Here is a 25,052-nt window from a genome sequence, read left to right as displayed (position 1 = left end):
GTTGTGCGCAAAGCTTCCGAGCAGTGGCGGGCTTTTTTGAGAATAATGCTTTCGATGCGATCGCGGATTAAAGCCAGCCGAAGGTTTGCCAGTAAGATCGCACGCGCCCTGTCGCGGGTTTTTACCATGTTCTGGTCGAGTGCCGATTGAGCGCGCTACTCTGGAACAGATTGCTTAATTTCCAGGTTCCAGAGTATTCAAAAACCCCGATCAGCGACGTGTCGGTGCTTCCAATTTCATAGCGATACATGACATGAGTCATCTACCTTTTTGCTTGGGTTTCCGCATGGGGCGTGCATCGGGCCCCTTCCCGGCTCGTGTCTTGACTTGTGCAAAGGGTGGCTTTCCCTGGTTGGTTTTGCGTTGCTCTTTCTGCGGCCCATTGGAATCGGGTCGATCGGTCGGGTTCTTGTATTTCCGACTTCTTTTCGCGGGTGGCACAACTTTCTTGGAATGTGATTTTTTGCCACCAGTTTTGGGATGGCTATAGTCAGTTTTGTTGGAGTGTTCAGTGTCCGCGTGGCTTCTGTCTTCGTGTTTTTTCGACCCTTCTTTGCCAGTTTTTGCCTTGCCGGTTTTTGCGACCTTGCTTGTGCCGGAGTGCTTTGCTTTTTCGTGCTTATTGCGAGACCGCGGTTTTTTGTCCAAATCTACTCGCTCTCCGGTGTCGCGTGGCGCTGGCGGCGGGCCTTTTGGAGAGGCAGTGAAATCCGGAACACCTGACAGTTCAGAGAGGCTCGCGCCTTGCTCAAGAGCGAGATCTGGTCCCAATTCGGCTTTCATAGCGGGCACTGCACTGGTCAGTATCTCGACGAAGGTTTCTTGATATTGAACGCGAATTGCTCCGATAGAGGTCTTGGAAAGCCCCGCGTTGCGACACAGCATTGGCAATAACCACCGTGGCTCCGCGCGGTCCTTGCGCCCCAAAGACAACGAAAACCAGGTGCTTGGCCCGAAGTCGCTGGTATCGCGTTTCTTGCGCTCGCCTGGTTCTGTTGTCCCGCTGAGAACTTCTGGTGGCGAGTGGCGCTCTCGGTACAGGCGCAGGTAAGCTGCTACGATCTGTTCCGCGCTCCGATTGTTCAACAGCTTTTTTGAAAACGCCTGTTCCTCTGCGCTTACCGGTTCATCCCATGCGGGATCCAGTAAGATCCGTTCCTCGTCTCGGGCGAGCACGGCTTCGGCGGATGGTGGTACGGCCCACTCGGCTTGCAGTTTAGCGGACTTCAGAAGACGTTGCGCTTTGGATCGTTGTCGCCCGGGCACGATCAGAACCGACTTGCCCTTACGACCTGCGCGGCCTGTTCGGCCTGAACGGTGCAACAGACCCTCGGCGTTTGATGGCAGGTCTGCATGGATCACGAGTTCTAAACCGGGCAGGTCAATGCCACGCGCGGCAACGTCGGTCGCTATGCAAACCCGCGCCCGCCCGTCACGCAACGATTGTAAGGCATGGGAGCGTTCCGATTGACTGAGTTCACCCGAGAGCGAGACAACCGAAAATCCCCGGTTTGCGAATTTCGCAGTCAGGCGCGCAACCATTGACCTGGTATTGGCAAAAATTATTGCAGTTTGCGCATCATGGTAGCGCAGCAGATTGATAATGGCTTTTTCTGTATCCGATGGCGCTACGTTGAGCGCTAGATACTCGATATCCGCGTGCTGCGTTTCTCGGTTTCCGACTTCGATACGACGTACGTTTTCTTTTTGATAGGTTCGGGCAAGCTTGGCGATACCATTAGAGACCGTCGCCGAAAACAGCAGTGTACGACGTGTCTCGGGTGTATGATCGAGGATGTATTCCAAATCCTCGGAAAACCCCATGTCGAGCATCTCGTCGGCCTCATCAAGGACAACCGCCCGTAGATCGGAAAGATCAACCACGCCCCGTGACACGTGATCTCTCAGGCGTCCGGGCGTGGCAACCACGACATGGGCACCCCTTTCAAACGCTCTTCGTTCAGTACGTGCATCCATGCCGCCCACTGCTGATGCAGTGACAATTCCAGCCTCGGAAAACAGCCAATCGAATTCCTGCCTTACCTGCAATGCCAGTTCGCGTGTAGGAGCAATGACCACGGCGAGCGGTGCTGCAGCACGGCCAAATCGACCACTCTCGTCCAGCAGATCACCCATAAGCGCAAGTCCAAAGCCGACCGTCTTGCCTGATCCTGTTTGGGCCGAAACCAGAAGGTCCAACTCTGCCAAGTCAGCCTGTGCGACCGCAGTTTGTACCGGTGTGGGCTCGGAATAGCCTTTTGCCGTCAATGCCGCAGCAATCGTTTTGGGCAGGTTGGAGAAATCTTGCATGGATCACCTGGGTGTGGGAAAGAACCCGCCTTTAACGGTATTGTATTGCCTTGTATAGCCCAAGCGGCACACAGCAGCGGATCAGCCTTCAAACCCGCTATTTTTGCATCCGCTGGTTTTGCGCCGCGAGCCTGAGAGGTGTTGCAAGCCCTTTCGGTGACAAGGATCGCGTTGCCGTTTTGATTTAGTTGGACTTTATTCTCGTCCGGTTCGGTAAAACGGGAACTAAAGACTTGGCGCCTTTGAGGATTCAGGGCCTGCAGATCCCAGGTGTTAGCGGTGACCTAGGAGAAAATCAGAAATCGTGGTATTGTTGGCAGGGTTCCATTTCGAACCCCTGTGGAGAGGAAATGATCCATGGAACCTCATTCCGCCCGCGATTTCGGGCTTTTTGACGAACGAATTCATCTGCTTGGAACCCCGCCGGCGGCCCGTATTCCACTTCGGGACCTTATGGACAGCGCGCTGGAAGTTCGCGATGGCATAATCAATCAAACTTGGGATTCGCTCTCTGCGTCGGGGTTGCGCTGCCTGGGGATTGGACATGCGTCTTTCGCAATTCTGCAGGAAACCGTCTACAGCGCGAGCATTCGTGAGAAGGCCGAGCAACGGCAAGCTACATATTTTGCCGACCTATTCGTGGACGCTGCTGCAGGCAACAATGCTCAAGCGCTGCTCGATGTGCTTCGTGAAAAATTTACAGCCGCGGATCCTTCCATGCCGTTGGAGGAGGCAATTTCACGTACAGAGCAACGCCTCGAAAGAGAGCTTGATGCTCCGCTGAAGTCCAAGATTCGTTCTGCAGCCAAACGCGTGGACGAACGAATTGATCTAGATGCTTCTTTTTCTCGCTTGGCGGAAGGTAAAACCAATAACGTTTCTTTGTTGGAACCGAGTTCGCAGCGCCTTGCTGCTCAACTTGAGCGCCAGATTGAGGAACAATCCAGTTGGGTTTTGTCTTGCCTGACCCGAGGCCTTTTGGCGCGCGTTCATGCAGAGTTCAATCTCGCTCAAACAAGGGACCGGGCACCCACCGGCACAGTAGATGCTGAAGAAACTCGCCGTGCCATAGGTGCGGTTGTTGCGGAAGCCGAGCAATGGCTCGGAAGTGGTCAGCAGAGGATTTATTGTGCGCTTGTGAACCGAGATAGTCCGGACGACGTTGCGCGTGTTGCGTTGGGACTGGTCGATGAGATTGAGCGTCGGTTGCTCAATTTTGTGCGAAGCCAAAGTACGATGCGTCAGACGATGCTATCGCTCCGCTCACGTGGCATGGGGACTGCGTCCGAGCGAATTGGGCGGATTGCAGCCCGCGCAGGCATGCTCATACGCGAAGCTGTCGCCAGCCATTGTGCAAGCTATCGATTGGCGCTTGGCGTTCTGAGTGTTCTCCCACCTGAGGACGTGCACGAATTGATCCGCGATACCGAAATGACCGCTTTCAGCACCGGGTTGCCCAATGGCAGGGATGTCGCCTTGAAGGACCTGGATGTGTCCGCAGACGGCGACTTTGTTGAAATTGAAGGTTTCGTTAAGGAAATAGAAGCCTTGCGAATGGGCGATGGCAAGCTGGTCAGCAGGGTGGTGCTGCACGATCCTTCAAGTGACACGACAGCTAATGCTGCAGCGATCTTCGCGCATCTGCCTCACGCAGGTGTAACGCTGGATTCTTTTGTTCGCGTGAATGGTCTTTTCAAACTTAATTCAAACCTTTTTGCCGGAGAGCCAGCGGTCGAAATCGACACGCTTTCTTTGGGTGCCTTGCGTCGATCAGACTGGCGCATTGGTTTCCTTCAGCTTGCAGGCAAATGGTTCGAGCCCTGGCGCAACGGCGCTAACATGATCTGGTCTCTTGGCCCTCACGGCATTGGAGATGATGACGAGGGGCGCTTTGGGGCCGGTGAACTCCTCTATCTTCCGTTATTCCGCCGTTAGGAGTCCGAGATGCCTGTTTCCGATCAATGCAGTACTGAACGCGAAGCTCTGGCCCGAGCCTTGGAAGTTGCAGATGAGTTTCTTAACGAAGCCTTGGAGGTACGGGAAGAACTGGTCGAAGAATTGCTACAGGATGAGGAAGACTGCAGGGATGAAGTGGGTCCACCTCCGCCAGAAATTACGTCGGATATGGAAGCCCCTTTGGAACATGAACTAGAGCGGCAGTGGGAGGAGTATGAAGAAAAGGTTCACGCTTGCGTGGAATCGATGGACTGGCCGGACACATTCAACGAGTACCGAAACCTTATGGCCGCCTGGGAAATCGCGATGGAGGAGGCCGAAGCGTTGAGGGATGAACTGGAGGCCTGCCTCCATGCCTTAAATGAAGGCATCCCGTTCGCCTGAGAGTGTAACCGCGTGCTGTGGCGAGACTGATTTGCTGGTCCAGGAGTTATGGCGAGATGCGTTTTGTTGCCAATCTTAGAAATGAGACAATTGCAGCGTTTGCTGAAGAGGACATTCAGCCACGCGCATATCTTCTTTCCTCACATCGGGTTGCGCCAAGCACGTTGGACGCGGCCGCCCATATTCGCAGCCTGGATCTGCCCCTGTTTGCTGACAACGGGACCAAGCAACTCATCGATCAGGTGATTGATACGTTTTCTGTCGAAGCAGCAGCGGTCCGTGATCAGGTTCGCCAGATCAGACATAATATTGGGCGCGTACCCCGTGGAAAAGACATTCCCAGCTCTCTTCGGCAGTCCGCGAAAAATCTTGCGAACCGTGTGATTGTCAACGCTACTGAATTGTCGAGGGCGATTGATCGCGACGCACTAATCGATCTGCAGCTTTCAATGAACCCAACGGACATGATCGCTCAGGAGGACTTCGCGGTTGCTTGCTTGATGGCCTTGCAGCTGGAGCGTGAAGTAACCGGCTTTTCGACGGGACGGTTTGCGACCAGAAACCGCCGGTCACTTCGGCTATGGAAGGCTGTAAACGAAGATCCACGTTGTGCCGATCAGCGTGTGTATGCAGTGCTTAGTGCGGTCGATTTCAACACGGCCCGAACCGCCGGTCGGCTTGCTGCGGAAAACGGCGTGCGGTTTGCCGCCATCGGGATCGCAGGGATCAATATGGATAGTACGGCCGCCGATTTTTTCGTCATTGGCACGGGCAACCATACTTTAGACCAGCCCGCGCCGCGGCGTTATGTGCGCTTAGCGCAGATTTTGAAGGGGTTGGGCGTCGGGTTGAGACAAGCGGGCGGAAAACTCGATGGCTTCCATTGTCTGGGATTGGGTGCGGCGGCAATGCTGCCGATCGTGGCGGCTGGTTTAGACGAAAACGTGGCCCTGACAACTGACGCGACAAGCCCGATACATGACGCGATACGGGATCAGGTCTTTTATGAATTGAGCTCGCAAGGCAGAAGAGTTTCGACCAGTGCGATTGCGAACCGCGAAGTTAATGACCAGCCATGGCAATTCGAAAGCCCTTTTGAGAAAAGTTTCAGGGATAGCTTTGGGCATGACGTTGACGCTGCAAAAGCGTGGTGGTTTGCCAACGGGCAGCCGCAGATTTCCCGTTTGCACCTTCAAACCGAAGACGAGATCGCCACTGCGCTGCCTCTGCTTGCGGAAACTGGCGACATCGTGCGGCGGCGGGGTGAACGCGTGCGTGTCGCCGCAAATCACTGGACGATAGGCGAACTCGCAGCGTCTTATTTGGAATCGCAGGGCAGACATGCCCGCGCACGCGACGCTGTGCGCGCCTTTGAAAGCAGCCACAGCACCACCGTAGCGCGAGGCTCAACCGCGGCTGGAAAGATATTGGACATTATTGATGAGCGGTTTTGATCGCCTTGGTTTCAGGTGTACCTTTCCCAGTGCGGACCTGTTCCCGTTTGACGCTGAGTTTGCGCTGCCGGTACTTGAACCGGGCCTTCAAATCGCCTTCCTCGACTCTGGTGTGCGGCAGTGGAATGTGCTCCCTTAGTAACCCGTGACCTTTAACGCCAAAGAGACATCTCCTCGCATCACGGCAGGAAGCAACAGACCGGATTGGTGTTTGATGATCTTCTGGGTAGAATTCAACATTGAGACTTCCCTGTTTCGATGGTTTGAATGGCACCACCATCAAAACGGACCTCGATCCCACTTGTAAGGGAACACCGCGCCCAATTTGAGAATTGGGTTGGCGTTGGATCATATCGAGTCCAATTCACAGGGGCCTAACAGTTGCGTGAATTTTCAAGGTTGAAACAAAGTAAGCTTTGCTCTTCTAGCCTTCTCAATCGAATACTGTGATCAGAGATGATTTTTTGGGGTTTTCATGCGGTTTAGCGTCGGCATTGCTGTATCTATACTGGTCGCTGTTTCCATAGGAGTGTCAACATTCGTTGTTCATTCACTGTGGTGGACGACCGCGCGCGACAATAGTCGCATGTTAGCTGCCGAGATAAACAGCCAGATTGCAAACGCTGTCCGCATCGAGGTGGGGGTAACCCTAAGATCAGCCGAGGCTGCGTGGTCAGCGGTGCGCACGATATTTGTTCAGAATGTCATCGCGACGCGGCAGGCCGATAAGCGAGAGTTCGTCTTTCTGTCGCAGTTACAGGCGCAGCCAAATATTTCCTGGATATTCTTCGGTTGGCCGGACGGGAATTTCTTCGCTTCGCACCGGTTGGGCGACAGCGGGCTTGAGATGATAGAGATCGACAAGGATATCCGTGACCGGGAACTCAGAACAGACCAATACATCTTCATACCTGGGGATATTCAGTTCGAAGAAAGGACTTTTGCTCAGACGTCCTATGACCCTCGGGATCATGCCTGGTTCACGAATTTTATGTCTTTGGATTCGAAGGGATGGATCGAAGCGCGCGATCTGCCGGGCAGCGACAAGACTGTTTACGCGTTTGCAGGGCCGATTGATGTCAGCAGGGCGCGGCAGGGTGTTCTGGCAGTAGCAATCGAAACCGACCGGTTGTCACGTTTTCTGGCGACGCTGGAGCCTGGTGAGTTCGGGGCCGCATTTATTCTGGATGCAGATGGTAAAGTCATAGCTGTTCCCGATGCCGAAGCGGATGAAGTTACACCTGCGCGGATGGGTGAGGGAGAGCTTTACGAAGTTGCAAAGATATCGGGCGAAAAGCTGTTGGGTGACCCGTCGGCCAAAACGTCAGGCAGTTCGACAAAACGCGTGGTCATCGATGGAGTGCCCTATGCGGTTGCTCTTACGCCTTTGGGTTTTTATGGCTGGCGCGTCGCTACGGTCATTCCGGAATCTGCCTTTTTGTCCGGTATCGATGAAACACTGATAGATCTGATCTATATTCTGATCGGGGTCGTAATCGCCGCCACCGCTCTGGCGATCTGGTTGATCCGTAGAATTGTGGCAAATCCACTGGCGCGCATTGCTGAGGATCTTAGCAAAATTGAACGCTTTGATGTCGAACGCATTCCCCGCAGGCCTTCAAATCTGTCCGAGCTTGCCAACCTGTCCGCAGCAACCGCCAGTATGGCCGCAGGATTGTCCGCGTTCCGAAAATACGTGCCTACCGATCTCGTGCAGATGCTGGTTGCCGAAGGTATCAAGACACAACCGGGTGGCGACATGAAGCAGATATCCGTGTTGTTTTGTGATGTGACCGGGTTTACGGGGCTGTCGGAAAAACTTGGCCCCAGAATTATCCAACTGATGGAGCCTTTCTTCACCGCAGCAGCAGCAGCTGTCGCGCGCCATGACGGCACGATCGACAAATTCATGGGTGACGCAGTTATGGCGATCTGGGGGGCGCCACGTCAGGATGTCCGCCATGCCGAGAATGCTTGTCGCGCAGCACTGGACCTTGCCGCCACCGTCGAAGATGCCGGAATCGAGGACGAGGCTGGCAATCCCTTGCGTGTCAGAATCGGGCTGAACAGCGGTGAAGCACTGGTTGGAAACATAGGGTCAGAGCAGCGGTTGAACTACACCGCTATTGGCGACGTTGTGAATGTTGCCAGCCGTTTGGAGGGTACGAACAAGGATTATGGGACGCTCATTTTGATAGGCCCTGAGACAAGGCGCGAAGCAGCGGATGCAATTGTCGTGCGTGAGCTGGACACGCTTACGGTTTTTGGACGAACCGAAGAACTGGTAGTTTATGAGTTGATCGCAATGGCCGATAGTTTTGATGGACCTTTTGATTGGATCGACGACTATGAAAAAGGTCTGGCACATTATCGAGCAGGACGGTTTGAGCAGGCCATAACTGCGTTTGAGGCTGCGGATTGTGCCCGAAAAGGCGATCCTGCCTCCGTTGTCATGAAGACCCGTTCAATGGCGCTGCGAGACGCCCCGCCAACACAAGATTGGCGCGCGGTTACGCATACCGACAAGAAGTGAGAGCTCATCCATACGGAAGACTGACATTTAAGGTTTGTCGCGAGTTTTTTAGCTTCGGCGTCCGTGAGGTGCGTGCCTGATGGTCGGATAACATTGTGCAGGTGAAAGCAAGATTGTTTTTCCTTTCAGTCGCGCACATAGGCCAACTGGTATAATTTGGTTTGTCGTTTTCTTAAGCGCGAAACGGTGTGTCCTATCCTGATCAATGGAAGATCATGCTTGAGATACGGAATTTGAGACCTATGCGCGTCAACTCTGAGTGCACGTTTTCAAGAGCTTGCGATTGAATCGGTTAGCGGGTGCAGGCAGGCGACCTGATGCGTTTGGCCGTCTAGTTCAGGCAGTGTTGCTCTGCACTGATCAGTCGCCAACCAACATCTTTTCGCAAAAGCGCACCCTTTTGGAATACTCATTGGCGAAGGCAATTCGCCCTCAAGCTTGATCCGCTCTTTTCGGGCTGTGGGATCGGCACGGGGCGTCGTGGACAACAGTGCTTTGGAATAGGGGTGACGCGGTGCAGCGAACAATAGCTCTTTGGGCGCTTTTTCGACGGCACGGCCCAGATACATGACAATCACGTCGTCGGCGAAATGCCGAACCACCGAAAGATCATGCGATATGAACAGATAGGCGAGGTTAAGCCGTTCCTGTAAATCCACAAGCAGGTTCAGGATCTGCGACTGGATCGAGACGTCGAGTGCTGAAACCGGCTCATCCAGAACCAGAACTTTGGGATTCAGCATCAGCGCACGTGCGATGGCGATCCGCTGCCGCTGCCCGCCAGAAAACATATGTGGATAGCGGTCATAGTGTTCAGGACGCAATCCAACCATCTCGATCATGTCGCGCGCTTGTGTCTCGCGGTCGGCAGCGGACATGTCCGGACGGTTGATGATCAGCGGTTCCTGCAGAATTTGGCCGATGCGTTGGCGCGGGTTTAACGATCCGTAAGGATCCTGGAACACAATCTGCACCGTCTCTCGCATCTTGCTCCACTGTGATGGAGTTATGTCGACGCCGTCAATTGTCAGGCTGCCAGCCGTCGGCTCTTCAATCATTGTGACCAATCGCGCCAGCGTTGACTTACCGCAACCGGACTCTCCGACAATGGCCAGCGTCTTTCCGGGTTTCAGATCGAAATCCACCCCGGAAAGGGCCTTTACCGTCGCTGATTTTGACAGCAACCCGCCCTTTACCGTGTAAAACCGGGCCAGGTCTTTTGCCTGAACGATGGGGTCGGTCATGCCAGTTCTCCGGCTGCAATTTTTTCAACGTGGTGGCAACGTGCTTTGCCAAAGGCCTCGGCATGAGGAGTCGGCGGTTTTTCAGTACAGGTTGCATCGGCAAACCGGCATCGCGGGCTGAACAGGCACCCTTTGGGGCGATCGAATTGCCCCGGCACCACGCCAGGAATTGTCGGAAGGATTTTTGAGGTCGCGCGCTCAGGCAATGCACTCAACAATGCCGATGTATAAGGATGGCGCGGCGTGCGGAACAGATCCCCCACGGGCTGCTCTTCGACTTTTTGTCCGGCATATTGCACCTGAACCCGTTCGGCAGTTTCGGCCACCACCCCCATGTCATGGGTGATCAGCACAAGTCCCATATCGTGCTCATCCCGCAACCGAACCAGCAGGTCGAGTATCTGCGCCTGAATGGTTACGTCCAGCGCTGTGGTAGGTTCGTCTGCAATCAGCAGCTTGGGCTTGCAGGCAATGGCCATCGCGATCATAACCCGCTGGTTCATGCCCCCCGACATCTGATGCGGAAAGGTGTTCAGGCGGCTTTCCGGTGCAGGGATGCCGACCTGATCAAACAGTTCTACTGCGCGGTCATGACGATCCTTTCGGTTAAGGCCAAGATGGATGCGCAGGGCTTCTTTGATCTGGAAACCCACTGTGAAACAGGGGTTCAGCGACGACATCGGCTCCTGAAAGATCATCGCCATGTCCTTGCCGATGATTTTACGACGTTCGCGGGCCGAGATTCCGGCCAGATCACGCCCCTCAAAGCTCATCTCGTCAGCGGTGATCGTCGCGGTCCAGGGCAACAACCCCATCAGCGCCAGCATCGACACCGACTTGCCCGAGCCGCTTTCGCCCACGATGGCCAGCAGCTCACCCTTGTTGACCGACAGATCGACGCCATCCACGGCACGGAACTTGCCCGAGGCGGTCGCGAATTCAACAGTCAGGTTGCGGATCTGCAGAAGACTCATGCGATCAGCTCCGTTTCAGTTTCGGGTCCAGCGCATCGCGCAGGCCGTCGCCCATCAGGTTGATGGCAAGTACGGTGACAAGGATCGCCAGACCGGGGAAGGTAACGACCCACCAGGCGCGCAGTATGAATTCGCGCGCTTCAGCCAGCATGGTACCCCATTCCGGCGTGGGCGGCTGCGCGCCCATGCCCAGAAAGCCCAACGCAGCTGCGTCCAAAATCGCTGTCGAGAAGGACAGCGCAGCTTGTACGATGATCGGTGCCAGACAATTAGGCAACACGGTGATGAACATAAGCCGTGACCGGCCTGCTCCTGCCACCCGCGCCGAAGTTACATAGTCCTTCTGACGCTCCGCCAGAACCGATGCGCGGGTCAGGCGCACGTAATGGGGCTGGAATACGATGGCGATGGCGATCATCGCGTTTGTGAGCGACGGGCCAAGGATGGCGACCAGAACCAGCGCCAGCAGCAGCGACGGAAAGGCCAGAATGATATCCATCACTCGCATGATCAGCGTATCGACCCATTTTGGGGCAAAACCCGATATCAGGCCAACCATCACACCGCCCGAAACGGCCACACAGACGACGACGATCCCGACGAAAAAGGAATAGCGTGAGCCCATGATCAGGCGTGACAGCATATCCCGGCCCAGCGGGTCAGTACCCAAGGGGAAAGCCCAGCTTCCGCCCTCCTGCCAGGCAGGCGGTTGCAGGATGTGGTCGCGGAATTGTTCAGTCGGGTCGTACGGGGCCAGAAAGGGCGCAAATGCTGCGCAGAACACAAAGACGGCAAAGACCCACAGCCCAATGACGGCGCCGCGATTTTCGCTGAAGTAATACCAGAACTCTCGCAGAGCGCTGGGGCGATCATCCGTTTTGGGCGGGGTTGCGGAAAGTTCGGCCATCACCGCCTCCGAATTTTGGGGTTAATGATGCCGTAGAGGACATCAACCAGCAGGTTCACCAGCATCACGATCACCGCGATCATCAGCAAACCGCCCTGAACAACCGGGTAATCGCGGCGGAAGATGCTATCGACCATCCACTTTCCTATGCCCGGCCAGCTGAAGATGGTTTCGGTCAGGATGGCCCCTGCCAGCAAAGTACCCACTGACAGGCCGATCACCGTGACAACCGGAATCAGCGCATTACGCAGCGCGTGCAACCCATTGATCCGCGTTGGCGACAAACCCTTGGCGCGTGCGGTGCGGATGTAATCTTCGCCCAGAACTTCCAGCATCGCCGACCGGGTCTGGCGCGCGATAACTGCCAGCGGAATAGTACCCAGCACAATCGTCGGCAATATCAGGTGGCGCACGGCTGATCCGAATGCTCCTTCCTGACCCGATAGCAGGCTGTCGATCAGCATAAAGCCCGTGACGCTTGGAAAGTAATACAACAGGTCGATCCGGCCCGAGACTGGCGTCCAGCCCAGATTGCCCGAGAACACGATGATCAACAGCAGCGCCCACCAGAAAATCGGCATCGAGTACCCGACCAAGGCTGAAGACATCAACGCCCGATCAAAAAACTTACCGCGGTTTACCGCTGCGATCACGCCTGCGGGCAGACCAAGGGCAACAGCAAAGATCATGGCGCACAGAGACAGCTCCAGCGTTGCAGGGAACAGCGAAAAGAACTCGTCCCAAACGGGTTTCCTGGTGACAAAGCTTTCGCCCAGATCGCCTTGAAGCACTCCAGTGAGATATTCCCAATATTGCTGCAACACCGGTTTGTCGAAGCCCAGCTTTTCGACCATTTCCTGATAGCGTTCTTCTGTCATGCCACGTTCGCCGGCCATCACGATGATCGGATCGCCCGGCAACACCCGGATGAACATGAAAGAGATCAGCGTCACCCCCAGAAATGTCGGAATGAACAGGCCAAGGCGGGTAAGGAAGTAGCCAAACATCAGCGACCTATGATTGTAAGCTCTTTGGGAAAGCGGGTCAGAGACCGACAGCCATCCTCTGTAACAAGCACGTCATCTTCGATGCGAACGCCGAACTTGTCCAACTCATACAGACCAGGCTCGTTTGTCCAGACCATGCCCGGCAGGATTTTCTGATTGTTCCCGCGCATTATATACGGTGCCTCATGCACATCCCGGCCCAGCCCGTGACCTGTTTTGGTTCGGATACGATCCGCAAAGGGCGACGCCTCGAGCACGCTTATGACTGCGTCGTCGATGTCATGGGCCGTAACACCCGGACGACAGGCTTCGAATCCGACTTTGTTGGCGCGCAAAACGGTGTCGTAGACCTCGCTGCCTTCGTCCGAGACGTCCTGAACAAAAAATGTCCGCGTGATGTCGGCTGCAAAACCATGTTTGCGTGCACCGAAGTCGAAAAGCAACGCGTCGCCTGCCTGGATTTGGTAGCCAGTGCGCGCCTTTCCGTGCGGTCGCGCTGAATTGTCCCCCGCTGCCACAATGGGCGAAAAGGCCAGCGATTCTGCGCCTTCTGCGAAAAGTGCCTGTATCAGTGCCTGCTCGACCTGTTTTTCAGTCTGACCCACACGTACATCAGCAATCACACGCTCCAGCGCTCGTTCCGAGGTATCGATGGCCGCTTGCAGCGCGGCGATATCGTCGTCGGTTTTGATGATACGAAGGCCTGAGATTTCGCGCTCGCCGTCTACAATCCGCAGATTCGGCATTGCGCGGGTAAACGCTGCCGACACAAAAACCCGCATCACCTGACCCTCGACAGCAAGCGTTTTGATTGGTGTGTGGGCAGCCAGCGCAGAAAAGGCGTCGTCATAGCCGGTCTGATCGCGCCAGTCGAAAACGGCTCCCTCAAATCCAACCAGATCCCAAGAAGCAAGTTCCAGATTGGGCACAATCGCGGCCGGGTCTCCTTGGGCCGGAATCACCACGACGAAAGGGCGTTCGTGGCTCATGAAGGCTTTCCCCAAAGCACGGGTGAAATTCGGACCGGGCACTAGGGCCACGGCGTCCACTGACATATCCATTGCCAGTTGGCGGTATTCGGACAAGTCCGGCATTCAGGCCGACCTCCTCAATAAGAAAGCCGGAGCCACCAATCTGGTGGCTCCGGTCGGTGAGTGGTGGCTTATTCGACGCTCACACCATAGAAGATGTGGCCGCCCAGCGGGTGCACTTTATAGCCCTGCACCTTGTTGCTCATCGGCATGTAAACAACCGAGTGTGCAATGGTTGCCCACGGAGCCTGTTCTTTGAAGACGGCCTGCGCTTCTTCATACAGTTTGGTCCGCTCGGCCTGATCCGTGCTTTGCTTGGCTTTCAGGATCAAATCCTCGAACGGCTGGTGACACCATTGTGCACGGTTCGATGCTTCGACCCCGTCGCAGCCCAGCAAGACCGCCAGGAAGTTGTCCGGGTCACCGTTATCTCCGGTCCAGCCCAGCAGAACAGCACCATCCCGGTTCAGTTCTTTCGAGCGTGACAGGTATTCACCCCATTCGTAAGAGACGACTTCGACGCCCACACCGACCTTGGCGAAGTCGGCCTGGATCAGTTCGGCCATACGACGGGCATTGGGGTTGTAGGGGCGCTGTACAGGCATTGCCCAGATCTTCATAGACAGGTCCGAAACACCTTCGGCCTCAAGCATCGCTTTGGCGGCTTCGGGATCATAAGGATCGTCCTCGATGGCTTCATTATAGCTCCACATGGTGGGCGGGATCGGGTTCTTGGCAGCCTGGCCCGAACCCTGGAAGACCACGTCGATGATCGCCTGCTTGTCGATCGCCATGTTCAGCGCTTTGCGCACCTTCGGATTGTCGAACGGCGCCATGGTGGTGTTGTAGGCCAGATAACCGACGTTCAGGCCCTCTTGTTCCATCATGTTGATGTCCGCATCATCCTTCATTGCCTGAATGTCGGCGGGATTCGGATAGGGCATCACATGACATTCACCAGCTTTCAGCTTTTGGTAGCGCACAGACGCATCCGGTGTGATGGCAAAGATCAGGTTGTCAACCTGCGCCGGGTCTGTCCAATACTCGCCATTAGCCGCGTAACGGATCACCGCGTCTTTCTGATAAGCCACGAATGAGAATGGTCCGGTACCAATAGGTGCTGTGTTCAGTTTTTCAGGTGTACCAGCTTCCATCATTGCATTGGCATACTCCGCCGAAACGATCGAGGCGAAGTCCATCGCCATATTGGCGACAAACGGTGCTTCTGGTTTGGACAGGGTGAATTTCACCGTGTAGTCGTCAATTTTTTCGATGGACTCGACCAGATCAGGCATACCCATACCCTGGAAATACTCCCAGGTTCCGCCTGAAACCTGATGATAAGGGTGGTTTTCGTCTTTCTGACGCATGAATGAGAAGATTACGTCATCCGCATTGAAGTCGCGGGTTGGAGTAAATTCGTCGTTCGAATGGAACTTGACACCCTGACGCAACTTGAAGGTGTACTCCAGACCATCATCGCTGGCCTCGACACTCTCGGCCAAGCCGGGGACCACATTGGTTGTGCCGGTTTCAAATTCCAGCAACCGATTATAGATCGGATGTGAAGACGCATCAAAGGTTGTTCCTGCAGTGTACAGTGCAGGATCGAACCCTTCGGGCGAGCCTTCGGAACAATAAACCAGAGTGTTTGCCTGCGCCACGGCACCCGTCAGGGTAATCGCAGTGGTTGCGGCCAGAAGTTTGAGTTTCATGATTTTCTCCCAGAAAAGGACTTTTCAAGACAATCGCAGGGCTCTTTGTCGTCAGAGCGTTCAGTGACAGCACAGGTCATCGCGATCCCTCTGACCAATGTATCCAAAATACAAAATCTAATGTCAACAGTGTCTGTTGTCGGCCACTATAAAGGGTGCATCCGCAGTGAGATCTGGATTGAAGCGGTTGAACCCGCTTCATTTGTTCTCGCTCGCCCAGCACGACTTACTCCTGTCACTTCCTTTTAATGCAGCGTTGAAACAGCGTTGGGATTCTCGATTGTTTTCCTCAGTGCAGATCTCGGAACCCGTTTCCCTTCGAGTTCGCCGCAGTTGGATCTGTTAAAGAATTTTAGCATGACCAAAATAAATTTTGATCTTCATGAAATAGTTCTATTGAATGGTTTGCACTGTCAGAACCTCAGGAGACCGCGAATGCAATCCCCGACCGAAAGCGTCAAAGCCAGACACAAAGGTAAGCCGACCGAGTTAGGGAAAGCCATCCGCAGGCGTCGGAAAGCGATGGGGAAAACGCTGGATCAGGTAGCCAAGTCCGCGGATCTGACAACTGGGTTCTTGTCGCAAGTTGAACGTGGGCTGAGTTCGCCGTCATTGACGTCTTTGATGGCTATTGCGGCTGCCCTGCAAACAAGCATCGAACAATTGTTGAGTGTCCCAGAGGTATTTTCCCAATATGTAGCCCGTGACAGTCGGCAAACATATTCGCTGGGAACGCGCGGTCGGTACTATGAAAAGCTGGGGCCGGGATTTGCCGGCGCATTGTTTCACCCCCAGATCGTCCATCGCCCGCCGGGGCATGTTTCCGAAAAGATGTGCCACACGGGTGAAGCCTTTTGCTACCTTTTGTCCGGGCAGTTGGAATACCATCTCGGGGATCAGGTCTTCGTTCTGTCTTCAGGTGATGTGATTCATCACGACACTTCCACACGGCATTATTCGGTAGTGCTTGGTGAAACCGAGGCGGTTGAGCTGTGGGTGACCACTTCACCTATGAACAATGCCCTAGATCAGGCAGCGGAGGCGTAAAAAATTTTTCTCTTTTACTAAAAAAAACTTTAGTATTGTAAAAAAATGGTTACTCTCCCGTTGCATGAAGCATGTGCTTTTGCGGGAGGAGAAGAGAATGCAACTGAAATCGGTACTGGGACTGGTTCTGGCCACAACATTGGCTGTTCCGGCGCTGGCGCAAGAAAGGGGCGGAACGCTGAACTTCGCCCGTTATGATGGGTCAAGGCTGATTGACCCGATCTATGCCGATCGAAACCCCGACATCTGGATGGTGGGAAGTCTGTTCGACACATTGTTGCGCGGCAGCGCAGACGGGAATTCTGTCGAGCCTGGTCTGGCAGAGGCATTCTCCGTTTCAGAGGACGGCAAATCGGTTGCACTGACCCTGCGTGAAGGCGTTCTGTTTGCCGATGGCTCGCCCATGACCGGCGAAGACGTAGTGTTTTCACTCGACCGGGCGCGGAACCCGGACCTTAGCCCCTGGGCTGGCCTGCTGGGGTCGATTGACAGCGTCTCGGCCGATGGAAACGCGATCACGATTGCCTTGAAAGACCCTGATCCGACAATCCTGTCGATGCTGGCCACGTTCAACACGGCCATCGTTTCCAAAGCCGCCTTTGAGGCAGCTGCCGGAGAAACGGATCAGGACAAATCTGCAGCTATTTTTGCCTCGACATCCGCCGGGGTTGGTTCGGGCCCGTTCTACCTATGCGGGTTTGAGCAGGGGGCTTCAATGGACTTTTGCGCCAACGAAAACTACTGGCGCGTGGGTGCTGATGGTAAACCGCTGCCTTATCTGGATGGCGTGCATTTCGAGATCATCCCGGATGACGCCACCAGAATCCTGAGCCTGCAAGCCGGAGAGGTGGATGCAGCCGAGTTTATCCCCTTTAGTCGTGTCGCCGAGCTGGAAGCGGACTCGAATATCAACATGCAGCTCTATCCTTCGACGCGGATCATCTATTCGCCGATCAACACGCGTGACACCCGTGCCGATGGATCGCCCAATCCCCTGGCCGAGGCTCGTGTCAGGCAGGCATTGAACTATGCCACCAACAAAGATGCTCTGATCGGCGTTGTCTTGCATGGGGCCGGTCAGCCGATGAGCTCGCCGTTGATGGCAAAGGCCACCCAATATGCCGCCGACCTGAGCCCTCTGTACTCCTATGACTTGGACAAGGCCAAGGCGCTGATTGCCGAGGCCGGGTTGGAAGCGGGGACCGAGGTCACATTGACCACGCTGGCAGGTTCCGCAGATGACTCCACAATCTTTGCAGCACTACAACAGATGTGGGCTCCGCTGGGTATCGAGCTGGTTGTCGAGCAGGTAGATGGTGCCACACGAGGGGCGAAAAACCGTTCGGGTGAATTCGATATCCACACCTACGGCTGGGTAAACGATGTGAATGACCCCAGTCAGGTTGTTGGCTGGCTGGGCTACACGCCCACAGCCAAAGCTGTTGGCACCGGATGGGAGAACACCGAGTTCAACACCCTATTCGAAGAAGCTGCAAAAGAAATGGACCCAGAAGCCCGCAAGGCCAAATTCGCCAAAATGCAGGAACTCTATGCCGAGGCAGCCCCGTTGCTGTTTATGTATGAGACCCCGTTTGCAGTGGCGCTTGGAACTGCGGTCCAAGGCTATGTTCAGACGCCCTTGGGTAATAACATCTTCGATGAAGCAACAGTCAGCCGTTAAGAGCTGATGCCCTTGCCTCGCCGCACCCTGGCGGCGGGGCCTTTTGCGGAGTGCGGTTGTGTCCAGTCTGAACTATATCTTTAAGCGCCTGTTGATGATGGTGCCGACCTTCTTTCTGGTCATGGTCATCATCTTCCTGCTGGTGCGTCTGTTGCCCGGCGATCCGGCAATTGCGATGGCGGGTGACCGTGCTTCGGATGCTGATATACAGGCAATCCGGGAACGGCTGGGATTGACCGAGCCGATGCTGGTCCAGTTCTGGCTGTTTCTTTCCAACACGCTTCAAGGTGATCTTGGACGCTCGATCCTGATGCGGACAGATGTGATGGATGTCATCGCCGACCGCTTGCCGATCACAGTATTCCTGACAGTCTATTCAGTGGTTCTGTCGCTGTTGATTGCCGGGCCGCTGGCCTTCGTCGCCGCACTAAATCGCGGGCGTTGGCCAGATGCGGTGATCCGCACCATTTTCCAAATCGGATTGTCCATGCCGGTGTTCTACATCGGTCTGGTTTTGCTGACGTTTCTGGCGGCTCAATTGCGCTTGTTCCCGGTAGGAGGGTACGGAGATACGTTCAGCGAGAAACTCTATCACCTGTTTCTGCCGTCTGTCACCGTGGCGCTTTACACGTCGGCTATTATCATGCGGAACCTGCGCAGCGCGATAATTGAAGTGCTGGACGCGGAATATGTCCAGTTCGCCCGCGCCAAAGGGCTGCCTTCGCGCCTGATCCTCGGGCGGCACGTGCTGCGCAATGCGCTGATCTCGACGGTCACGCTGCTGGGCTTGTCTATCGGCAATCTGATGAGCGGGACTTTGGTCACGGAAACCGTCTTCGCCGTACCCGGCATGGGACGACTGATGCTTGAGGCGATATTTGCCCGTGACTATCCGCTGATCCAGGGTCTCACCCTGACATTTGCTGTGCTGGTCTCGTTCGTCTTTCTGATGACAGATCTGTTCCAAAGCCGCCTTGACCCGAGGATGCGTCTGCAATGAGTGATGTGACCTTCGCCACCAGCCGGTCTTCCTTTCTACGTTTGGCTCTACGCAAACCGGGGTTTGTCGCGGGGTTGCTGATCATCGGTTTTTCGATTTTGCTGGCCATCTTTCCGGGGTTCTTTGCGCCCTATGATCCGAATGCGATTGACTACAATGCGATCCGCCAACCGCCGTCCTGGGCGCATCCGTTCGGCACCGACCTGTTGGGACGTGACAGTCTTTCGCGCGTAATCTGGGCCTACCAGGTAAACATGCAAATGGCAGTTTTTGGCACGGTCTTCGCATTGGTGACTGGTGTGATCATCGGAGCGCTCGTCGGGTATTACCGGGGCATCGCAGATCTGATCTTTGGCCGGATCGTTGATGCCGTCATTACTTTTCCGTTCCTTGTGCTGGTCATCGCTGTGGTTGCGGTGTTGGGGCCGGGGTTGGTCAATATGTATATCGCCATCTCGGTCGTTTACTGGGTTTATTACGCGCGGCTCATGCGCGCCGAGGTGATTGCTCAGATGGGCAATGACTATGCTGCCGCCGGTGTTGTCATGGGTTACTCCGATCGGCGCATCATCTTCCGGCACCTGCTGCCTAACGCGATCACGCCGGTGATCGTTTACTGGATGACTGACATGGCACTGGTGATCCTGCTAGGCTCGTCGCTGGGTTACCTGGGGCTCGGCGCGCAGCCGCCTCAGTCCGAATGGGGCGTTCTGATCGCAGAAGGGCGTAACTTTATTTCAACCGCATGGTGGCTGAGCCTGATGCCCGGTTTGGCTATTGTTCTGACGGGTTTGGGCTTTTCTCTGTTGGGTGATGGGTTGGCCGATATGCTGAGGCCGCGAGGATAAGGAATGCAAGTAAACACACCGATCCTGCAGGTCGACGGCCTGAACACAACTTTCCACCGCAATGGCCGCGCCTTGCCCGCGCTGCGAGACGTCAGTTTCTCGGTCACACAGGGAGAGGTTCTGGGGCTGGTTGGCGAAAGTGGATCAGGCAAAAGCGTCACTTTGCGTTCCATCATCGGATTGGCGCGCCGCTACGGAGATGTGACCGGGCAGGTGCGGTGGCAGGGACGTGATCTGGTTGGGATGGCAGATCGCGCCCTGCGTCAGATACAGGGCCGCGAGATCGCGATGATCTTTCAAGAACCCATGACTTCACTCAATCCGCTACTGACGGTCGGATTGCAGTTAGAGGAAACCCTGCGGGCCCATACGGATCTGTCGCGGGCCGGGCGTCGGGATCGCGCCATCGAGATGCTGGATCTGGTTGGCATCCCTTCGGCCGCGCAGCGCCTGAAGGACTACCCGCATCAGTTTTCCGGCGGGATGCGGCAACGGGTGATGATTGCCATCGCGCTGGCGGCAACCCCCAAGCTTCTACTGGCAGATGAGCCGACAACGGCGCTGGACGTAACCATTCAGGCGCAGATCCTTGACCTGATCCTGCGCCTGGCGCAGGACATGGATATGGGCGTTGTGCTGGTCACCCACGATCTAGGCGTTGTGGCACAAACCTGTGACAACGTTGCCGTGATGTATGCGGGACGGATCGTCGAGCAGGGTTCAGTGCGCGACGTGCTGCGCGAACCGCGGCATCCTTACACCGTGGGCCTGATGCGGTCGGTACCGGAAAACCTGCCGCCCCGAACGCCGCTTTACTCCGTGCCTGGTGTGCCCCCCGGTCTGGAGTCCCTGCCTCCGGGATGTGCTTTCGCTCCGCGTTGCTCGTCCTGCATTGCGCCATGCCGCCAGGAACGTCCCGCCCTGTCTCTGATCACCAAGGGGCGTCAGGTCGCCTGCTTTAATCCGGTTACCAAGTCTCAGGGGAATGCAGCATGAACGGCACCGTCATGGAAATCCGTGATCTGCATTTGCGTTTCCCGCTGGGACGAAGCCCCGCTGACTTCATCACTGGTCGCCCGGGGCGGGTCGTCAATGCGCTGAACGGGGTCAGTCTGAATCTGATCCGCGGTGAAACGCTGGGCGTAGTTGGGGAGTCCGGGTGCGGAAAATCGACTTTGGCTCGTTGCATCGTGCGCCTGTACAAACCCAGCGAGGGCGAAATCCGCTTTGACGGACAGAATGTCTTTGACGGCGATCAACGAAATGATCGCGCCTATAACCGCCGCGTCCAGATGATGTTTCAGGATCCGTATTCTTCGCTCAATCCCAGAATGACAACGGGCCAAATACTAAGCGAAGCGCTGCGCGTGCACGAGATGCGTCCGGACGCGGAAATTCCCACCCGCGTGGCCGAGCTGCTGGACCTGGTCCGCCTGCCGCAGGATGCGCAATTCAAGCTGCCGCATGAGTTCTCCGGTGGCCAACGTCAACGCATTGCGATTGCGCGGGCTCTGGCGGTCGAGCCGGAGGTTCTGATTGCGGATGAATTGGTTTCGGCATTGGACGTCTCGGTTCAGGCGCAGGTGGTCAATCTGCTTTTGGAACTGCAGGAGACTCTGGGCCTGACCATCCTTTTCGTCGCCCATGATCTGCGTCTGGTCCGCCATGTATCGAACCGGGTCGCGGTGATCTATCTCGGCCGCATTGTCGAAATCGGGGACAGTGAAACCCTGTTTTCAGCCCCCTCGCATCCTTACAGTCAGGCGCTGTTATCTGCTGCTCCGTCTTTGAACCCTGATGAGCGGGGGCAGGCAGTCAAGCTGGAAGGCGAGCTGCCTTCGCCGCTGAATATGCCATCCGGCTGCCCGTTCCACGTGCGCTGCCGTCACGCTACCGAAACTTGCAAGACAAGTTTACCCACCCTGCAGCCGTACAAAGGGCGGGGTGAGGTCGCTTGTCACCATGTTGAAGAGATCAATGCCCATGCTTGACGCACCGGATGTTAACCGCGCCCCAATAGTCGCGGCTTTGCGGGCCGAACTGCAGTCGCGTCGCCTGAATGCGTTCATTCTGCCACGATATGACGCGTATCAGGCGGAATACGTCGCGCCTCATGACGAACGCCTTGCCTATGTGACGGGATTTACAGGATCGGCAGGTCTGGCAATCGTTACCATGGAAACGGTCGCGCTATTCGTGGATGGAAGATACAGTGTTCAGGCGGCCAACCAATGCCCCGGCCCCCGGTTTTCACACCATCATCTCTTCAAAGATTTGCCCGAGAACTGGCTGGCTGATTCTTCCCGGCCTGATTGGAGGGTCGGATTTGATCCCATGCATATACCGCCGGTCCTGTTTGACCGGTTCACCCAAACGTTGGATCAGGGTCAGCTGGTCCCTGTAGATACCAACCCGGTGGACGCGATTTGGACGGACCAGCCACCAGCCCCAACAGGGATGGTCGAGCCTTTTCCAGCGCAAATCTCTGGCCAGTCAGCGCACGAAAAGATTGGCGATTTGGCGCAGCAGATAGAAGCCAGTGATGCGGATCTGATGGTTGAAACACAGCCGGATAACGTCGCCTGGCTGTTGAATGTCCGTGGGGCGGATGTGGCCTTTAACCCGGTGCCACAGTCCTTTGCCGTCATAGACAAGGCCGGTCAGGTGCTTTGGTTTGTTGCCTCGCAAAAACTGAACCAGGATGTCGCGGACCATTTGCCAAACACGGTTCGGATCTGTGCACACGAAGATTTCCTGCCTAGGTTGAAAGACCTGATCAAACCCGGGCAGAACGTCCTGTTCGATCCTGACTTCTCGCCCATTGCCGTCCGAATGATGATCGAGAAAGCCGGTGCGGTCGCGATTCCGCAAGGTAGTTTTCTGACTGCACGCAAAGCCCTTAAAAACTCGGTTGAAGTGGAAGGTATGCGGGCCTGCCATGTCGAAGACGGTATAGCCTGGGTCGAGTTCTGTGCCTGGCTGACATCCGAGGTTCCACACCGTGCTGCCACTGGTGCGCCGGTCACGGAACGTGAAGCAGAGAATGCCATGATGGATTTTCGCCGCAGCCGGTCGGGATTTCTCGAACAAAGCTTCAATTCGATATCCGCGGCGTCCGGAAATGCCGCGATGTGTCATTATGCAACGCAAAACAACAACGTGGTGCCTATCCGTCCCGAAGACACATATCTGCTGGATTCAGGCGGGCAGTATTACACCGGCACAACAGATGCCACGCGAAGCTTTGCCTTCGGATCGAACAGGCCCGACGGATACGATCGGGCCTACACAGCGGTATTCAAAGCTTTTTACGCCATCGCGACACTTCGCTTTCCACCGGGTACGCAAGGCCATCATATCGATGCGATCTGCCGACGCCCGTTGTGGGATCTTGGGTTGGATTATGACCACGGCACAGGCCACGGCGTCGGACATCGGCTGTCTGTCCACGAGCATCCCCAGCGCATCGGCAAACCGTATAATCCGGTCGATCTGGCCCCTGGCATGATTCTGTCAATAGAGCCCGGGTATTACGAGACGGACCACTTTGGAATTCGGATCGAAAACCTGTTCGAGATTGTGCAGCTGAGCGACGGCTTCATGGCATTTTCGAACCTGACATGGTGCCCCATTCAGACCGATATGTTGCTGACAGAAATGTTGACTGACGCGGAGCGCACTTGGTTGAACACTTATCATGCAGATGTGTTGGATCGCCTCGCCCCCGGATTGTCAACGCACGCGTTGGCATGGGCCAGGGTAGCCTGCACACAGATTTAGCGGTTCGGAATAAGAGTACCCGCTCGGGCTTCAAATTCGGAGTGTCCTTAAATCCCGTAGGATTCGCGCATTAGCGTACCGATGTATTCCGCGGCGCTGATCGGCGCATATCGCGGTGGGCGCTTTTCGGATTGGCAGTTGTCCAGCACGCCCAGTTCCGTCAAGGGGTTCGTGCTGGCAAAGAATGGCAGTGAGTATCGTTCCTCACCGGTACGATTGACGACCCGATGAAACGTCGAGCGGAACAGGTCATTCGTCCAACGCTGCAACAGATCGCCGACATTCACGACAAATGTATCTGTGATTGGGGGAACGGCGATCCATTGATCGGCCGAATTCTGCACTTCAAGCGCGGGTACGTCATCGGTGGCAACAATGGTGAAAGCGTCATAGTCAGAATGCGCGCCGATGCCCATGATCTTATCCAGGTCATGGATCGGCGTCTGGGGAGGGTAATGAGCTAGGCGCAGTTCTGCGATAGGTTTCGTGATATGGGGGGTGAAATACTGTTCTGGTAGGTCAAGGGACAGCGCAAATCCCCGGAAAAGCGTTTCGCTTAGACGCAACATCTCACGGTGATAGGCCATGACAGGTTCGCGGAAATCAGCGAGATCGGGCCATTGATTGGGGCCACACCCGTATGTGCCTGCTGCAGTGTCAGGGTCCTCGGGGCCCAGGTCGAGCGCAAGATCAAAATGTTCATGCAGATCGCCATCGTTTTCAGGATTGGTGTTTTCTTCCAACAACCCGCCATAGCCACGCAACAGCGGAGAGTTTCGGATCGAAACCTTGCGTTTTTCCACCTCTGGCAAATCGAAAAACCGCTTGGCTGCAGCAAAAGCCCCAATCCGAATATCCTGGTCAACGCCGTGGTCCGAAACATAAAAGAACCCGACCTGCGTGCAGGCAGACCAGATGGCATCTGCAACGCCTTGCTTGGAAACATGATCGCCATCCTGCAGTGCGGCGATATTGATCACCGGAACTTCGGTAAACGGTACTGTTGGAGCGATCCCTGCCGACAAACGCGACGCGTTTCTGTTTTTGATGCTGAGCGTTTCCATCACCTATCCTCCGGTGCACAGCATTGCCACAAGTCTCGCGGAATGATAAAGGGCTTTGTCCGAGGGTTCTGACCGATTGCCAATGCGCAACCAGCGGCTGTCCACAAGAAGTTTCAA

At 55.6% G+C, this 25,052-nt stretch carries 19 protein-coding genes; 11 read left to right on the top strand and 8 right to left on the bottom strand.

Annotated elements, in window-relative coordinates:
* Positions 1–258: 258 nt before the first annotated feature.
* Positions 259–2,310: a DEAD/DEAH box helicase gene (locus tag ACR0K5_RS13445; RefSeq protein ID WP_480630160.1), complete on the bottom strand. Its 2,052-nt coding sequence runs from the start codon at positions 2,308–2,310 to the stop codon at positions 259–261.
* 453 nt (positions 2,311–2,763) lie between these two features.
* Here ACR0K5_RS13445 and ACR0K5_RS13440 point away from each other — a divergent pair, with 453 nt between their 5' ends.
* From ACR0K5_RS13440 to ACR0K5_RS13425, 4 genes are all read left to right on the top strand, one after another.
* Positions 2,764–4,245 carry a hypothetical protein gene (locus ACR0K5_RS13440; protein WP_480630159.1) on the top strand — a complete coding sequence of 494 codons (1,482 nt, stop codon included), beginning with the start codon at positions 2,764–2,766 and terminating at the stop codon, positions 4,243–4,245.
* Positions 4,246–4,254: 9 nt separating this feature from the next.
* On the top strand, positions 4,255–4,650 hold the full coding sequence (locus tag ACR0K5_RS13435; RefSeq protein WP_480630158.1) for a hypothetical protein: 396 nt from the start codon (positions 4,255–4,257) through the stop codon (positions 4,648–4,650).
* Positions 4,651–4,706: 56 nt separating this feature from the next.
* Positions 4,707–6,104, top strand: coding sequence for a hypothetical protein (locus ACR0K5_RS13430; RefSeq protein WP_480630157.1), 1,398 nt, complete (start codon positions 4,707–4,709; stop codon positions 6,102–6,104).
* A 586-nt stretch (positions 6,105–6,690) separates the two neighbouring features.
* Positions 6,691–8,637, top strand: coding sequence for an adenylate/guanylate cyclase domain-containing protein (locus ACR0K5_RS13425; RefSeq protein ID WP_480630156.1), 1,947 nt, complete (start codon positions 6,691–6,693; stop codon positions 8,635–8,637).
* 269 nt (positions 8,638–8,906) lie between these two features.
* Here ACR0K5_RS13425 and ACR0K5_RS13420 read toward each other — a convergent pair whose 3' ends face one another.
* From ACR0K5_RS13420 to ACR0K5_RS13395, 6 genes are all read right to left on the bottom strand, one after another.
* Positions 8,907–9,881 (bottom strand): ABC transporter ATP-binding protein, encoded by a 975-nt coding sequence (locus tag ACR0K5_RS13420; protein ID WP_480630155.1) that lies wholly within the window; start codon positions 9,879–9,881, stop codon positions 8,907–8,909.
* Complete coding sequence (locus ACR0K5_RS13415; protein WP_480630154.1) at positions 9,878–10,855, bottom strand: ABC transporter ATP-binding protein; 978 nt, start codon at positions 10,853–10,855, stop codon at positions 9,878–9,880. Before ACR0K5_RS13415 ends, ACR0K5_RS13420 begins: the two co-directional genes overlap by 4 nt.
* Before the next feature lie 4 nt (positions 10,856–10,859).
* Positions 10,860–11,762, bottom strand: coding sequence for an ABC transporter permease subunit (locus tag ACR0K5_RS13410; RefSeq protein ID WP_480630153.1), 903 nt, complete (start codon positions 11,760–11,762; stop codon positions 10,860–10,862).
* A complete protein-coding gene (locus ACR0K5_RS13405) occupies positions 11,762–12,769 on the bottom strand; it encodes an ABC transporter permease subunit (protein WP_480630152.1) in 1,008 nt (335 codons plus the stop codon). The genes ACR0K5_RS13410 and ACR0K5_RS13405 overlap by 1 nt, the downstream gene beginning before the upstream one ends.
* The gene (locus tag ACR0K5_RS13400) at positions 12,769–13,863 is read right to left on the bottom strand and encodes a M24 family metallopeptidase (protein WP_480630151.1); all 1,095 of its coding nucleotides are present in this window, start codon (positions 13,861–13,863) and stop codon (positions 12,769–12,771) included. Before ACR0K5_RS13400 ends, ACR0K5_RS13405 begins: the two co-directional genes overlap by 1 nt.
* A gap of 68 nt (positions 13,864–13,931) precedes the next feature.
* Positions 13,932–15,515: an ABC transporter substrate-binding protein gene (locus tag ACR0K5_RS13395; RefSeq protein ID WP_480630150.1), complete on the bottom strand. Its 1,584-nt coding sequence runs from the start codon at positions 15,513–15,515 to the stop codon at positions 13,932–13,934.
* Between the two features lie 435 nt (positions 15,516–15,950).
* Between ACR0K5_RS13395 and ACR0K5_RS13390 the strand changes: the two genes are divergently transcribed.
* The 7 genes from ACR0K5_RS13390 to ACR0K5_RS13360 all read left to right on the top strand — a co-directional run bounded on the left by ACR0K5_RS13390 (position 15,951) and on the right by ACR0K5_RS13360 (position 23,871).
* Entirely contained in the window at positions 15,951–16,562 is a 612-nt protein-coding gene (locus tag ACR0K5_RS13390; RefSeq protein ID WP_480630149.1) for a helix-turn-helix domain-containing protein, read from the top strand.
* A 97-nt stretch (positions 16,563–16,659) separates the two neighbouring features.
* Positions 16,660–18,243, top strand: a complete 1,584-nt coding sequence (locus tag ACR0K5_RS13385) for an ABC transporter substrate-binding protein (RefSeq protein ID WP_480630148.1) — start codon at positions 16,660–16,662, stop codon at positions 18,241–18,243.
* 58 nt (positions 18,244–18,301) lie between these two features.
* Entirely contained in the window at positions 18,302–19,243 is a 942-nt protein-coding gene (locus ACR0K5_RS13380; RefSeq protein WP_480630147.1) for an ABC transporter permease, read from the top strand.
* Complete coding sequence (locus tag ACR0K5_RS13375) at positions 19,240–20,091, top strand: ABC transporter permease (RefSeq protein ID WP_480630146.1); 852 nt, start codon at positions 19,240–19,242, stop codon at positions 20,089–20,091. Before ACR0K5_RS13380 ends, ACR0K5_RS13375 begins: the two co-directional genes overlap by 4 nt.
* Positions 20,092–20,094: 3 nt before the next feature.
* The gene (locus ACR0K5_RS13370; RefSeq protein WP_480630145.1) at positions 20,095–21,087 is read left to right on the top strand and encodes an ABC transporter ATP-binding protein; all 993 of its coding nucleotides are present in this window, start codon (positions 20,095–20,097) and stop codon (positions 21,085–21,087) included.
* Entirely contained in the window at positions 21,084–22,082 is a 999-nt protein-coding gene (locus ACR0K5_RS13365) for an ABC transporter ATP-binding protein (protein WP_480630144.1), read from the top strand. Before ACR0K5_RS13370 ends, ACR0K5_RS13365 begins: the two co-directional genes overlap by 4 nt.
* Entirely contained in the window at positions 22,075–23,871 is a 1,797-nt protein-coding gene (locus tag ACR0K5_RS13360) for an aminopeptidase P family protein (RefSeq protein ID WP_480630143.1), read from the top strand. The genes ACR0K5_RS13365 and ACR0K5_RS13360 overlap by 8 nt, the downstream gene beginning before the upstream one ends.
* 47 nt (positions 23,872–23,918) lie before the next feature.
* Here the strand turns inward: ACR0K5_RS13360 and ACR0K5_RS13355 are convergent, their stop codons facing one another.
* Positions 23,919–24,935, bottom strand: a complete 1,017-nt coding sequence (locus ACR0K5_RS13355) for an isopenicillin N synthase family dioxygenase (protein ID WP_480630142.1) — start codon at positions 24,933–24,935, stop codon at positions 23,919–23,921.
* Positions 24,936–25,052 lie beyond the last annotated feature (117 nt).

This window comes from Ruegeria sp. AB9 (assembly GCF_056542585.1).
The sequence above is the reverse complement of the archived record's forward strand: the minus strand, read 5'-3'. Positions and strand labels throughout refer to the sequence as shown.